Consider the following 13,226-nt stretch of genomic DNA (forward strand, 5'->3'; position numbering starts at 1 on the left):
AATAGTAAACGATCTATGATAAGATTCCATATGTAATCGCTTACATTAATATATATGGAAGGAAGTGGTGTTGCGAATCTGCCCCAACAAGAAATTGCTCGACTACTAGAAATACAGACAAGCAGTATGTAGGTATGTAGTGACAAAAAAATTTCAGGAGGTAGATTATGTTTAAATTTAACAAGAAAATCGTGACTGTAATTATGGCCGCTTCAATGAGTTTCAGCTTGTTTGCAGCAACCTCAAGTGCAGCGACAGACTATTGGCAAAATTGGACCGATGGTGGCGGGACAGTAAATGCTACTAATGGATCTGGTGGGAATTACAGTGTTACATGGTCAAATACTGGTAACTTTGTTGTTGGTAAAGGTTGGAATACTGGATCCCCATCTAGAACAATAAACTACAATGCAGGCGTCTGGGCACCATCCGGCAATGGGTATTTAACTCTTTATGGGTGGACGAGAAACTCCCTCATAGAATATTACGTCGTTGATAGTTGGGGCACTTATAGACCTACTGGAACCTATAAAGGTACCGTGACTAGTGATGGAGGCACATATGATATATATACGACTACGAGAACGAACGCCCCTTCTATTGATGGTACGGCAACCTTCACACAGTTTTGGAGTGTAAGACAATCCAAGCGAGCAACGGGAAGCAATGTCGCGATCACTTTTGCCAACCACGTTAATGCTTGGAAAAGTTACGGAATGAATCTGGGCAGCAGTTGGTCTTACCAGGTATTAGCGACAGAAGGATATCAAAGTAGCGGTAGCTCAAACGTAACAGTCTGGTAATAACAGGTTTTCTATAAGTAATCACTATCATTGCTAAGGTTGTCGGTCCACAGCCGGCAGCCTTAGATCATTCAGCAAATGATACTTAACTACATACCAGTGGTTGGAAAGGAGATATATCCATGAGAAAACTATTAATCTCTCTTTTAATAGTAGTTGCTATCAGCGCTTGTTCGCAAGAAAAGCCTGAACAGAAGGATACTTATGTATTGGTTAAAGGTGGAAATTTTATTAACACAAATTCCAACTACAAAAGTACAACTATATCAAATTTCTATATCGGCCAATATGAAGTTACTCAAAAAGAGTGGGTTGAAATAATGGGAAGTAACCCTTCAGCATTCAAAGGCGACAACTTGCCAGTAGAAATGGTTAACTGGTATGACGTAATAGATTACTGTAATAAAAGAAGTATAAAAGAGGGGTTCAAACCCTATTACAATATAGATAAAAATAAAAAAGATCCGAATAATAAGAGTGATAACGATACTTTAAAATGGACAGTAACGCTCAATGTTGGAGCTAATGGTTACCGATTGCCTACTGAAGCAGAGTGGGAATATGCTGCAAGTGGAGGACAGTTTAGCAAAAGTTACACCTACAGTGGAAGCAATAAAGCAGATGAAGTAGCATGGTATTGGCAAAACGCTGGAGACAAATACTTATCAGGAGATTGGAACTGGCCGATCATAGATAACAACCACAACAAAACAAAATCTATTGGTGGCAAAAAACCTAATGAGCTAGGTCTTTACGATATGTCAGGGAATGTTAGGGAATGGTGTTGGAACTGGTACGGAGATATAGATAGTAAGAGCGGTTCTTTCCGGGTTGTAAAGGGTGGCGGGTGGATCGGCGGCATTAACAACAACGAGATTTCATTTCGGGGAAAGTTCGAAGCGAATTGTATGGGTCCTGATCAAGGTTTTCGAGTGATTCGTGGTAAGTAGATGGGAACAAGACATACCAAGTCTAATCGAAAAAAGCTGAAAAGGGGTTGATTAATAAACAAGCTTTGCGCTCGAATATAATCAAACCCCAATATGTATGTTGCTACATTTCTTCGATCATTTGGATTAATTTTGACAACGCACTAGAAAAAACCGCGTTCCGGCGATACACAAACCATACCTGCAAATCTCGATATCCTTCAGGCAGACGGTGGGAAGTAATTACTCCCGCCTCTTCGGCCTTAGAGATCGAAGATTGGGGTAGCATAGACACGCCGAGTCCAGCGGAAACCCCACTTAGAATTACATCTAACGTTCCGTATTCCATAATCTTATAAGAGCTCATTCCGCTTTCATTTAGGAAACTCTCAGCTTTGGCACGATGTGTACATCCGACGTCGAAAAACAACATTGGCTTTGTAAGCAATTCGCGCATATCGCTCTTACCTGGTTGTGAGATAAGCACCAGCTCCTCTTCGAAAGCAACTACATGTTCTATATCAGGCTGGTCAATGGGTCCATAAACAAAGGCTCCATCTAGTTGGTAATCAAGCACTTTTTGTAAGAGTTTATGCGTTTCTCCCGTTATAAGCGATAGATTAACATCGGGATATCGTAAGTGATATTCGGTTAGCAGAGGCGTTAGATGAGTAGCCGCTGTTGTTTCGATGGAACCTAAACGGAGCGGACCAGTAGGGTGCTCAGAGTACTGTGTGGTTATTACAGCCTCGTCCATTAGTAATAATATTTTGTCTGTATATGCCAGTAAGTTCTCACCTGCCGGCGTTAACGTCATCCCTCGATTGGATCGGCGAAATAGGGGGATTTTCAGCTGAGCTTCTAGATACTGAATCCGGTTTGTCACATTTGACTGGACATAATTTAAGACTTGAGCAGCCTTCGTTATACTACCCTCGCGAGCAACCGCTTGAAATATTCTCAAATCTCCACTTTCCATTTCCTTTGCACCTTCTTGGTATGATGATTTATGATAGTCACCTTCAGTTTTGATCATTTTACTGGATTACACCCACTATGTAAAATTTATTATAGATTCATTAATAACAACTTGAGGAAGGGGCTTGGATGATGAAAGCCATTGTACATGCTGGAGAAGGTGGCCTGAAGGGCTTGAACTATAAAGAGATTATGGATAAAAGACCGGGGATTGGAGAAGTGAAGGTTAGGTTAAAGGCTGCAGGGCTGAACCACAGGGACTTGTTTATCATGGATGACAGAACAAAACAGGATACTCCTTTGATTATCGGCTCTGATGGCGCGGGGAGAATTGAAGCAATAGGTGAAGGTGTACTTGATCATAATGTTGGTGAAGATGTCATCATTAATCCGTGCATCGGATGGGAATATGCCGACAATGTTCCTAACGTTCCAGCCATTGTAGGGGGACCTTCAGAGGGTACATTCGCTGAGTCAATCATCATTCCAGCGCAAAATGCCGTCAGCAAGCCAGCTTACCTGTCATGGGAAGAAGCCGGCGTGCTGCCCTTATCAGCCTTAACAGCCTATCGGGCGCTGTTTACTAGAGGCCGCTTAAAGAAAGGTGAACACGTTCTTATACCTGGCATTGGTGGTGGGGTTGCGACATATGCCATGATGATGGCTTCAGCGGTGGGTGCACGTATCAGTGTCACTTCACGCAGTGAATCGAAAAGACTAGCTGCACTCGCTCATGGAGCTGACCATGCTTTTGACAGTCATAGCAATTGGAAGGAAAGCATGAATGGAGACACCGTTCATCTCATCCTCGACAGCATTGGGCCTGCGACGTTCCCGCATTACTTTGATATTATTAAACCCAATGGACGTATTGTCACATTTGGTGCAAGCTCAGGAGACCGAATGGAAATCCCGACGCGAGCCATATTTTTCCCGCAAATTAGTATCATAGGTACCTCAATGGGAAGTAGTGAAGAGTTTACGGATATGCTTCAGTTTATGGAACATCATTCGATTCGACCTATCATTGATCGAGTGTATCCTTTACAAGACACAGTTCAGGCATTTCACCGAATGCAGCAGGGAGAACAATTTGGTAATATTGCGATAAGAATAGAATGAGCTGAGTCCCTTATAACTGGAATTCAAATGCCAAAAATATCGATTTCGGAGACAGGAAACCACTTCTTCGAAGCCACATCTTTAAAAAACACTTGAATAGTGTAGGTGCCCTTTGTATTAAAGGAATATGTATACTCGTTGGTTTTGAACCAAAAGTTTTCTTCGCTGTTCTTAATTTGTTGAGCATCAATGGTTTCTGTTTTGTCCGCAGGATCGGTGATCACAACCTTAATATCTGAAATTTCTGCTTTTAAATGATCCACCTGTAATAGAGTAGAAAATGCAAAACGTGACGGGCTTTTTACTTTACCAAAAATCTCTCCATTATTATCGAGCATAACCATGTTTATATTAGGCTTGTAGATTCGAACCGTTTTACCTGATTCATCCAAGGCGAATAGTGCAAATAAATCTTTAGACAACTGTTCAGTCGTCAAGGAAATCGAACCTTCGGACAATATTGCGGGCTGTTTTTGAAGCACATTATTCAAATATAATGATACTTCAGATGAGCCAACTGCAGCATAAATCACGGTTCCCGGTAAAATCATGATGCAAAATCCTAAAAGAATCAGCTTCCTTATTTTTCTCAATGATTTTCCCTCCTATAGAGCTTTATGTTAATTATACCCATAAGATGGAAGATAGTTTCTTTTACACCATTAATAAAATATAAGAAGGTCAGTAGAGGGAAATACCCTAACCTGATCTTCTTGGTGTTAAATGAAAGAGTTATTTTTTCTCAGGAGCCAGGATAAGAATGTAACAAAACATTGTGGCATAAAAATAGCATTGGGACTAGATTTCATTTGACAGAGGAGATGTTTTTGGTAAAATTATACATAGGTTTTATTAATAGGAGGTTAGCAATGGATATCGCCATTGAGTTAATTGAAAGTATGTTAGTCAAATTTAGATCGGAAAAGAAATGGACGCTCCAAGCAATCGAGCAATGCACCCAAGAGGATATTACCTGGTCCCCAACCGTGGAAAGTAACAGTATTGCAAATTTGGTTGCTCATATTAGCGGGGCAGTACACTCACGAATTGAAACCATCCTTTTAGATATTCCTGATACAAGAGATAGAGAGAGGGAGTTTGAAAGAGGTCTAGAAATGACAAAAGAACAAGCCATAACTATGACCAGGGATGCTTTTGATATTATTATCCAATATCTTGAACGGCTCCAATCTAACCCGGAGTTATTGATGTCACAACCCTTTCTTAATTTACCACCACTTACATATAGCCAAGTAAATAACGAGACTACTGCTCTTAATCTCATGATAGCGATGGTGAGAGAAGTCCATTATCATACAGGCCAAATCATTTATGCAGCAAAAATAAGAAAGGGACAGCTTGTATGGCAATGATAGTTTAACTAGAGGAACGATACATACAATAACAAAGGACTGCCGAGAGGCAGTCCTTTGTTCACTCTAACTAGAATCCCCTTACACTGCTAGGTGTTACTTTTTTATGCTTTTTGAAGGTTCGGCTGAAATAGTAGATATCGCTGAAGCCAGTAGTGGTAGCGATTTCAGAAATCGTTAGCTGGGTATGGCGGAGCAAATAATCTGCACGGTCTAAACGGACAGCATTTACATATTCCGATATCGTATGCCCAGTGAGTTCCTTAAAGAGACGACTGAAATGGAAGCGGCTTAGCCCCGTTAGCGCCGCAAGTTCGTCAACTTGAATCGGCTCCTGGTAATGGGTATCGATATAACGCAAAACAGGTGCGAAGCGTTCAACGGTCTGAATACGTCTTTCTTGCTCCGCTTGTGAGAGTACGGTGACGATATGTCTGCGCAACAACAGTGTTAGCAGGCGGTACAGCTCGGATTTGACAGCCAGCTCGTAACCAAATTCGCGACGTTCCAGTTCCCGGATAATCGCCAACGCACAGTCTGTAATGTGCTGATCCCCCCGGATATGGTTACGTAACAGCAGCTGGTTCCGCTGAATCGGGGCGATGAACTTGGTTTCAGCAGCGTCGCTTACCGCACTATGCAGCAAGGAAGTATCTGCAATAATCGCATAATACAATAAATCAGAAGAAGCGCTTACCCCATAATGCAGCTCGTTGCTGTTCACAGCAACTAAATCGCCAGCCCGGACGTTAATTGGTGTTCGTCCGCACTCAAAAACAGCCTCACCACTTTCAATAAATATAAACTCAAGATGCTCATGCCAATGATGTGGGAACAACATAACTCCTTCTTGGTTGAAGCGCTGGGTATGTACTTTAATCGGGAACTCGGGATCCGGCATGTCCATGGGTTCCTGTAGATGTTTATCATAGTCCAACATTTATAGACTGCACCTCCTATAGCACAATTGTACAAATGAAACCGCAAGGCTCTGCATGGTATTTAGGGTTGAAATCATTATAATACGAATCATAACCTATGCAAAATAAAGGAGCGAGTGTTAATGGATAAGATCAAAATTGGCGTAATAGGTACGGGCTCTATCTCCGGCATGCACTTAAGTGCTTATCGGAATAATCCGCAGACAACCATATATGCGGTATGTGATCTGAATGAAGAACGTGCACGCGAAGTAGCTACAGAATATAACGTCGAGAAGGTATATACGGATTACCGTGAATTACTGGCCAATTCCGAAATAGATGCAGTCAGCATCTGCACATGGAACAACTCCCATGCCGAGATCAGCATCGCGGCGCTTGAGGAAGGCAAGCATGTGCTTGTGGAAAAGCCGCTTTGCCGTACGGTTGAAGAAGCGCTTCAGGTACAGCAAGCAGTGGAAAAGAGCGGCAAGATTTTGCAAGTAGGCTTTGTACGACGTTATGACTCCAATGCCCAGCTCCTTCAGACATTGGTGGAACAAGGAGAATTCGGCGAAATCTACTATGCAAAGGCAACGACGTTCCGTAGACTAGGCAATCCCGGCGGCTGGTTCAGTGATATTGAACGCTCCGGCGGCGGACCGCTGATCGATATTGGCGTCCATGTGATCGATCTTTGCTGGTATTTGATGGGCCGTCCGAATCCAGTATCGGTAAGTGCCAATACCTACCGGAAGCTCGGCAATCGTTCTAATATCAAGAATCTCTCTTTCTATAAAGCCGCGGATTACGACGCAGCGAACAATACGGTGGAAGATTTAGCGAATGCACTGATACGCTTTGAGAATGGAGCTTCACTGATGGTCGATGTCAGCTTTACACTGCATGCCAAAGAAGACGAGCGTTCGGTACGCCTGTACGGTGACAAGGGTGGTTTTGAAATTGATCCTGAGATAGTCATTGTTAAAGAACAGGCGGATACGATCGTCAATACCTATCCGCAGACCGATAATAAGGGGTTTGAGTTCAACAGTGCATTCCAGAATGAAATTAATCATTTTGCGAGCAACATCAGTACCGGCTCTACACCGATTAGTCCTGTGCAAGACGGCGTTACAATCATGAAGGTACTCGGCGCGATCTATGAATCCGCAGCCAAAGGTGAAGAGGTGAAACTATGAAGTTAGGAATCAGCACTTACAGTCTGCATTCAGCTTTTTCGACGGGTGAGCTCACGCTTGAAGGAGTCATTGAGACGATCGCCGATCTGGGCGCAGAACATGCGGAGATTGTACCCTTGGGTATCAATTTGGTTGAAAATCCTGAGCTAATTGATCAGATTGTACGAACAGCAGCGGGTCGTGGACTAGAGTTATCCAATTATGCTATCGGGGCGAACTTTGCCGGGCTGGAGACAGCGGAAATGCAGCGGGAAGTCGAGCGGGTAAAGCGGGAAGTAGACGTGTGCGCGGCATTAGGCATCCAGCGGATGCGGCATGATGTAGCCTCCTCAAACGATCTATCCATCACGCATTTTTTGGAAGAGCTTCCACGTTTGGCTGAAGCCTGCCGAGAAATTGCGAATTATGCTTCAGGTTTGGGCATTACGACCAGTGTGGAGAATCATGGATACTTTATTCAGCACAGCGATCGTGTACAGGCGCTGGTTCATGCCGTAGGAAGAGACAACTTCCGTACAACACTCGACATTGGGAATTTCCTGTGCGCAGATGAGAACCCGCTAATAGCTGTACCTAACAACATCAAGCTTGCTTCGATGGTGCATTTCAAAGATTTCTATATTCGTCCGCAAGACCGCCAGCCTGGCGAAGGTTGGTTCCAATCCTCCGGTGGGAACTGGTTGAGAGGTGCCATCGTTGGTCAAGGAGACATCGACATGCCGAGTGTAATTCGAATCGTTAAAGAAAGCGGTTACGACGGATATATCTCTGTAGAATTTGAGGGAATGGAAGAGTGCCGTAAGGGAACAAGACTGGGGCTGGAATACATCAAGCGGGTTTGGAACCAAATCTAATTCATTATACTGGAGGATTATTGCCATGGTTAAACCAATTATCACTAATAAAATCGGTGTTATCGTAGACAGCTTTCAGGTTGGAGTGAAAGAGGGATTGCGTAAGGCAAAAGAAGCTGGGGCAGATGGAGTTCAGATTTATGCGGTGCAAGGCGAATTTGATCCCGCTACTCTCTCTCAGTCAGCACGCCGTGAATGGAAGGATTACATTGCTTCGCTGGGTTTAGAAATCTCTGCCCTCGTTGGAGATTTAGGCGGACATGGCTTTCAGGATCCTGCCCAGAACCGTGCCAAAATTGAAAAGTCCAAGCGCATTATGGAACTGGCTAAGGAGCTAGGTACAGATATCGTAACTACACATATCGGTATTGTTCCCTCTAACCCAGCCAGTAAAATTTATGAAACCATGCACATTGCCTGTGAGGAACTTAGCAGATATGCACATGAGATGAATTCTTATTTTGCGATTGAGACTGGGCCAGAACCCGCTGCACGTCTGAAGACTTTCCTCGACGGTCTGGGTTCCAGAGGGGTTTCCGTTAATTTTGATCCGGCCAATATGGTCATGGTGACTGGTGATGATCCGGTGCAAGGTGTTCATACTCTAAAAGATTACATTGTACACACCCATGCTAAAGATGGTCTCAAGCTTGCCGATATCGATCCGCGCGATGTTTACGGTCAATATGGTTATGAAGCACCAGCATTAGACCATGAGAAGATCGCTGAAATGGCCGAGACCGGCTCGGCATTCCGTGAAGTTCCGCTCGGAGCGGGTTCTGTTGATTGGAACAACTATCTGCAAGCGCTGAACGACATCGGTTATACAGGATTCCTGACCATAGAACGGGAGGTTGGCACTAATCCGGAGGAAGATATCCGCCAGGCTGTGAATTTTTTGAAGGGTTTTCGGGTCTGAACACGGTAGTAATAAAGATTAAATAGTTCATCCAAACAGTCCCTGTGAAAAAAGATCTTACATCCATTGGGACTGTTTGTGTTATAGAGTGTGCGGGAAAGACCTAGGACGGTAATGTTCTGAATTTGGAAAGAAGGTGTGACGATGACAGCAGAACGTTTGCTCCTCCGCCGGGCGAAAGTCCTGAATGGAACGGAAATGGACATTGTCATAGCTGATGGCAACATAGTCCAGATAGTTCCCGGTGGCACCGCCGAAGACCATGGTTTCAAGGTCGTGGAAGCCAATGGGGCATATGTCTCTAGCGGCTGGATCGACTTGCATGTACATGCGTTTGCAGAAATGAATCCGTATGGAGACGAGATTGATGAGATTGGAATCAGATGCGGCGTGACTACGCTCGTGGACGCAGGTAGCTGCGGAGCGGAGCGAATGGGTGAGCTGGCGGAGGCGGGGAAAAAGTCAGCAACGCAACTGCTAGCTTTTCTTAACATTTCAAAGATTGGCCTAATGCGAATTGACGAGTTGTCCCAACTAGAGTGGATTGATCATGAAAAGGTGCTTCAGGCGGTAGTTGCTTATCCAGAATTTATCGTAGGCTTGAAGGCCAGAATCAGCAAAAGCGTAGTGGGTGACAATGGCATTCAACCGCTTCATCATGCGCTGGAGCTCTCGGAGAAGACCGGGCTGCCGCTGATGGTACATATTGGCTCCGCTCCGCCGGATATCCGTGAGGTTCTACCGCTACTTCAACGCAACGACGTGATAACCCATTATCTAAATGGTAAAAGCAACAATTTATTCGATAAGGAGAATCGTCCGCTCCAGGTATTGAGAGATGCTATTGAGCGAGGAGTTCACTTGGATGTGGGACACGGTACAGCTAGCTTCTCGTTCGCTGTGGCCGAGGCGGCCAAACAAAACGGTATTGATCCGGATACGATCAGCACGGACATATACAGAGGCAACCGTATGAATGGTCCCGTCTACTCCATGGCGAATCTGTTGAACAAGTTTCTCGCACTGGGATATTCCCTTGAAGAAACAATTGCACGAGTGACGAGCAGAGCAGCCCAGTGGCTGGGACGCCCGGAACTTGGGGAGATTCGGATCAATAACAAGGCGAATCTGACCCTTTTTCGTGTGACGGATGAGAAGATTGAGCTGGTAGATTCTGAGGGGGAACGCCGGGTAGCGCAGCAAACCATTCAAGCAATAGGGGTGATCATAGGTGACAAATACATGGAATGCGAAATACGGCCTTAAAAGAGTTATTAATGCAAGCGGCCGGATGAGCATCCTCGGGGTATCGGCACCGACCGATACGGTGATGGAAGCTATGCGTCAAGGCGGACAGAGTTATGTGGAAATCGCCGATTTGGTGGATAAAGCGGGAGATTATGTTGCACGTCATACAGGTTCTGAAGCAGCGGTGATCGTGAACTCGGCTTCCAGTGGAATTGCTTTATCCGTGGCGGCGCTGGTAACCCGCGGTAATATTCGTACAAGTCTGCGGCTCCATCAGGATAGCATTTCTAGAAATGAAATTGTAATGCTAAAAGGTCATAACGTACAATACGGTGCACCAGTGGAAACCATGGTTTATCTCGGTGGCGGTAAGGTGGTGGAAGCAGGTTATGCCAATGAAGGACGGGCGGAGCATTTGGCCGCTGCGATCTCGGATCAGACTGCGGCTATCTTGTACGTCAAATCTCATCATGCCGTTCAGAAGAATATGATCTCTGTAGAGGAAGCTTGGGCTGTGGCCCAAACTCATAACGTACCGCTTATAGTAGATGCTGCAGCGGAAGAGGATCTGCAGAAATATGTGCAAATATCCGATCTGGTCATTTACAGTGGCTCCAAAGCCATAGAAGGACCAACATCCGGACTTGTGGCGGGAAAACGTCTTTATATTGAATGGCTGAAAGTGCAGCTTCACGGCATTGGACGCAGCATGAAGGTTGGTAAGGAAACATCCTTCGGCCTGATGCAGGCGTTGGATGAATATGCTCACAAGCAGGATACAAGCGAAAAGGAAAAAGCTACGCTCCAATTGCTGATGCCGCTCGACGGGCTTCCCGGAATTCGGGTAACTATCGTGCAGGATGAAGCAGGCCGGGCAATTTACCGTGGACGCATCCATGTGGACCCGAATCAGTGTGCAATAACAGCACTTGAGTTGTCCCAGCAGCTTCAACAAGGTGAAGTGGCTATTTACACTAGAGACTATGGGGTAAGGCAAGGTTATTTTGATATTGATCCGCGTCCGCTAATGGGTGATGACATAGAAATGATTACTGCGAGGATAAGGGAATTGACAGGAGGGGCAAGCAATGTCTGAAATTAACAAGCGGTTCTATAAAGGTCGGGTGGCCTTAAACGTATTGGCTAAGGATATAGAAAATGCCAAAGAAGTGTTTACTGCCGCCGAAGGTTATGTACTGGTCGGTGTATTGTCCAAAGACTATGCAACGGTAGAGGAAGCCGTGCAGGCGATGGAGGCATATGGGCGGGAAATTGACGGTGCGGTATCGATAGGACTAGGCGCGGGTGATAATCGGCAAGCTGCTGTTGTTGCAGAGATTGTCAAATCCTATGCTGGCAGCCATATTAATCAGGTGTTCCCGGCAGTTGGTGCGACCCGTGCCAACCTTGGAGCGAAAGATAGTTGGATTAACAGCATGATCGCACCAACGGGACAACCTGGTTTTGTGAATATCTCCACCGGCCCGGCCAGTGCGGCACAATCTGTACCAGCTGTAATTCCCGTAAATGCGGCGATTGCATTGGTTCGGGATATGGGCGGAAATGCTTTAAAGTATTTTCCGATGCAGGGGCTGAGCCGTAAAGCGGAGCTAATCGCTGTGGCCAAAGCCTGTGCGGAAGAGGGTTTTGCGCTGGAGCCGACCGGCGGTATCGATCTGGACAACTTTGAAGAGATCTTGTCCATTATATTGGAAGCAGGAGTGCCGCAGGTGATTCCCCATGTCTATACATCGATTATCGATCCGCAGAGCGGAGCAACGAGAGTGGCGGATATACAACAGCTCTATCGGACGATGAAAAAGCTGGCGGATCAATATGCCTAAACATATCGCCGCTTTTGGTGAAATAATGATGCGGCTACAGGTCCCAGGCTTTGAACTTTTATCTCAGGGTAACCTGCTGAAGTATTCCTTTTCCGGCACCGGCGTCAATGTACTGTCTGCATTGTCCCGATACGGACATCAAGGAAGCTTGGTGTCGAGGCTGCCTGCGAATCCTATTGGTGACGCAGCAACAGCCTATCTTCGGCGACTGGGTATCCAGCCGGAGCATATCCAGCGCGGGGGCTCAAGTATAGGGATGTACTTTCTTGAAAACGGATTCGGGGCTCGCCCCTCCCGAGTGACTTATTCCGGTCGCCCGGAGAGCAGCTTCAATACTGCTCCTCCGGGTACTTATCCATTCGCAGAGCTGGCAGACCTCGCGGATGCTGTTCATTTCTGCGGGATAACACTGGCAATGAACGATGATGTGCGAAAAGCGATGAAAACTTATGCGAAAACGGTTAAGCAACACGGTGGCCTTGTCGTTTTTGACTGCAATTACCGCCCATCGCTTTGGGGAGAGAGAGGCTATGAGCTGGCGCGTTTCCATTACGAAGACATGCTGCATTTGGCCGACATCGTGCTGATGAATGAAAAAGACGCAATGCTTATCCTTGGTATGAAGCCCGAGGGAACTTCAAGGGAAGAACAACTCCAGGAGCTAATTCCCGCAGTAGCTTCACGTTACAGTCTATGTACGATAGCAGGAACGCATCGGTCCATCCATGAAGATAACCGCCATTCGTTGCGCGGTTATATCTTCAAATCCGGTCGCTTCGCATATTCCGAGACCTTAAGCTTTCCGGTGCTTGATAGAGTCGGGGCTGGAGATGCATATGCCAGTGGTATAATTCACGGAGAGCTGGAAGGTTTTGATCCTCAGCATACTGTAGCCTTTGCGGCCATGGCCGGTATGCTAGCCCACACAGTAGAAGGAGATTCTCCGCTGGCCACCGAGCAAGAAGTTATTGGTGTGCTGACAGGTGCTGTAAGAGATATATTGAGATAAAGAAGAAGCTGCCTTACAGGAGAAC

The 13,226-nt window shown here is 45.6% G+C and carries 14 protein-coding genes; 11 read left to right on the plus strand and 3 right to left on the minus strand.

Features of this window, described 5'->3' with window-relative positions:
* Positions 1 to 167: 167 nt before the first annotated feature.
* Positions 168 to 803 (plus strand): glycoside hydrolase family 11 protein, encoded by a 636-nt coding sequence (locus NSQ50_RS15140; protein WP_036677315.1) that lies wholly within the window; start codon positions 168 to 170, stop codon positions 801 to 803.
* A gap of 122 nt (positions 804 to 925) precedes the next feature.
* On the plus strand, positions 926 to 1,753 hold the full coding sequence (locus tag NSQ50_RS15145) for a formylglycine-generating enzyme family protein (protein ID WP_076222472.1): 828 nt from the start codon (positions 926 to 928) through the stop codon (positions 1,751 to 1,753).
* Between the two features lie 103 nt (positions 1,754 to 1,856).
* Here the strand turns inward: NSQ50_RS15145 and NSQ50_RS15150 are convergent, their stop codons facing one another.
* Complete coding sequence (locus NSQ50_RS15150) at positions 1,857 to 2,711, minus strand: LysR family transcriptional regulator (RefSeq protein ID WP_076222668.1); 855 nt, start codon at positions 2,709 to 2,711, stop codon at positions 1,857 to 1,859.
* A 131-nt stretch (positions 2,712 to 2,842) separates the two neighbouring features.
* Between NSQ50_RS15150 and NSQ50_RS15155 the strand changes: the two genes are divergently transcribed.
* Complete coding sequence (locus tag NSQ50_RS15155) at positions 2,843 to 3,832, plus strand: zinc-binding dehydrogenase (protein ID WP_076222666.1); 990 nt, start codon at positions 2,843 to 2,845, stop codon at positions 3,830 to 3,832.
* A gap of 23 nt (positions 3,833 to 3,855) precedes the next feature.
* On the opposite strand, the gene NSQ50_RS15160 is transcribed toward NSQ50_RS15155, so the two are convergent.
* The gene (locus NSQ50_RS15160; RefSeq protein ID WP_076222470.1) at positions 3,856 to 4,425 is read right to left on the minus strand and encodes a hypothetical protein; all 570 of its coding nucleotides are present in this window, start codon (positions 4,423 to 4,425) and stop codon (positions 3,856 to 3,858) included.
* Between the two features lie 276 nt (positions 4,426 to 4,701).
* On the opposite strand from NSQ50_RS15160, the gene NSQ50_RS15165 reads away from it, so the two are divergent.
* Entirely contained in the window at positions 4,702 to 5,205 is a 504-nt protein-coding gene (locus NSQ50_RS15165; RefSeq protein ID WP_036677310.1) for a DUF1572 family protein, read from the plus strand.
* Positions 5,206 to 5,275: 70 nt separating this feature from the next.
* Here the strand turns inward: NSQ50_RS15165 and NSQ50_RS15170 are convergent, their stop codons facing one another.
* The gene (locus NSQ50_RS15170) at positions 5,276 to 6,145 is read right to left on the minus strand and encodes a helix-turn-helix domain-containing protein (RefSeq protein ID WP_036677307.1); all 870 of its coding nucleotides are present in this window, start codon (positions 6,143 to 6,145) and stop codon (positions 5,276 to 5,278) included.
* Positions 6,146 to 6,268: 123 nt separating this feature from the next.
* Between NSQ50_RS15170 and NSQ50_RS15175 the strand changes: the two genes are divergently transcribed.
* From NSQ50_RS15175 to NSQ50_RS15205, 7 genes are all read left to right on the plus strand, one after another.
* Positions 6,269 to 7,327, plus strand: coding sequence for a Gfo/Idh/MocA family protein (locus NSQ50_RS15175; protein WP_038571112.1), 1,059 nt, complete (start codon positions 6,269 to 6,271; stop codon positions 7,325 to 7,327).
* Positions 7,324 to 8,181, plus strand: a complete 858-nt coding sequence (locus tag NSQ50_RS15180) for a sugar phosphate isomerase/epimerase family protein (protein ID WP_076144102.1) — start codon at positions 7,324 to 7,326, stop codon at positions 8,179 to 8,181. Before NSQ50_RS15175 ends, NSQ50_RS15180 begins: the two co-directional genes overlap by 4 nt.
* Positions 8,182 to 8,206: 25 nt before the next feature.
* Positions 8,207 to 9,100 (plus strand): sugar phosphate isomerase/epimerase family protein, encoded by an 894-nt coding sequence (locus tag NSQ50_RS15185; protein WP_036677301.1) that lies wholly within the window; start codon positions 8,207 to 8,209, stop codon positions 9,098 to 9,100.
* Positions 9,101 to 9,244: 144 nt separating this feature from the next.
* Positions 9,245 to 10,366 (plus strand): amidohydrolase/deacetylase family metallohydrolase, encoded by a 1,122-nt coding sequence (locus tag NSQ50_RS15190; protein WP_076222467.1) that lies wholly within the window; start codon positions 9,245 to 9,247, stop codon positions 10,364 to 10,366.
* A gap of 25 nt (positions 10,367 to 10,391) precedes the next feature.
* The gene (locus NSQ50_RS15195; protein ID WP_370511377.1) at positions 10,392 to 11,444 is read left to right on the plus strand and encodes a DgaE family pyridoxal phosphate-dependent ammonia lyase; all 1,053 of its coding nucleotides are present in this window, start codon (positions 10,392 to 10,394) and stop codon (positions 11,442 to 11,444) included.
* Complete coding sequence (dagF, locus tag NSQ50_RS15200; protein WP_036677295.1) at positions 11,437 to 12,192, plus strand: 2-dehydro-3-deoxy-phosphogluconate aldolase; 756 nt, start codon at positions 11,437 to 11,439, stop codon at positions 12,190 to 12,192. The genes NSQ50_RS15195 and dagF overlap by 8 nt, the downstream gene beginning before the upstream one ends.
* A complete protein-coding gene (locus NSQ50_RS15205) occupies positions 12,185 to 13,201 on the plus strand; it encodes a sugar kinase (RefSeq protein ID WP_076222465.1) in 1,017 nt (338 codons plus the stop codon). The genes dagF and NSQ50_RS15205 overlap by 8 nt, the downstream gene beginning before the upstream one ends.
* Positions 13,202 to 13,226 lie beyond the last annotated feature (25 nt).

The sequence above is a fragment of the Paenibacillus sp. FSL R10-2788 genome (genome assembly GCF_038003885.1).
GTDB lineage: Bacteria > Bacillota > Bacilli > Paenibacillales > Paenibacillaceae > Paenibacillus_AQ > Paenibacillus_AQ odorifer.

Bases quoted from the DNA above. Each gene is read 5' to 3' on its own strand.
- NSQ50_RS15205 (WP_076222465.1), top strand. From the start codon at position 12,185: ATGCCTAAACATATCGCCGCTTTTGGTGAAATAATGATGCGGCTACAG.
- NSQ50_RS15195 (WP_370511377.1), top strand. From the start codon at position 10,392: ATGAGCATCCTCGGGGTATCGGCACCGACCGATACGGTGATGGAAGCT.
- NSQ50_RS15165 (WP_036677310.1), top strand. From the start codon at position 4,702: ATGGATATCGCCATTGAGTTAATTGAAAGTATGTTAGTCAAATTTAGA.
- NSQ50_RS15185 (WP_036677301.1), top strand. From the start codon at position 8,207: ATGGTTAAACCAATTATCACTAATAAAATCGGTGTTATCGTAGACAGC.
- NSQ50_RS15150 (WP_076222668.1), bottom strand. From the start codon at position 2,711: ATGGAAAGTGGAGATTTGAGAATATTTCAAGCGGTTGCTCGCGAGGGT.
- NSQ50_RS15170 (WP_036677307.1), bottom strand. From the start codon at position 6,145: ATGTTGGACTATGATAAACATCTACAGGAACCCATGGACATGCCGGAT.
- NSQ50_RS15145 (WP_076222472.1), top strand. From the start codon at position 926: ATGAGAAAACTATTAATCTCTCTTTTAATAGTAGTTGCTATCAGCGCT.
- NSQ50_RS15180 (WP_076144102.1), top strand. From the start codon at position 7,324: ATGAAGTTAGGAATCAGCACTTACAGTCTGCATTCAGCTTTTTCGACG.
- NSQ50_RS15155 (WP_076222666.1), top strand. From the start codon at position 2,843: ATGAAAGCCATTGTACATGCTGGAGAAGGTGGCCTGAAGGGCTTGAAC.
- dagF (WP_036677295.1), top strand. From the start codon at position 11,437: ATGTCTGAAATTAACAAGCGGTTCTATAAAGGTCGGGTGGCCTTAAAC.
- NSQ50_RS15190 (WP_076222467.1), top strand. From the start codon at position 9,245: ATGACAGCAGAACGTTTGCTCCTCCGCCGGGCGAAAGTCCTGAATGGA.
- NSQ50_RS15175 (WP_038571112.1), top strand. From the start codon at position 6,269: ATGGATAAGATCAAAATTGGCGTAATAGGTACGGGCTCTATCTCCGGC.
- NSQ50_RS15140 (WP_036677315.1), top strand. From the start codon at position 168: ATGTTTAAATTTAACAAGAAAATCGTGACTGTAATTATGGCCGCTTCA.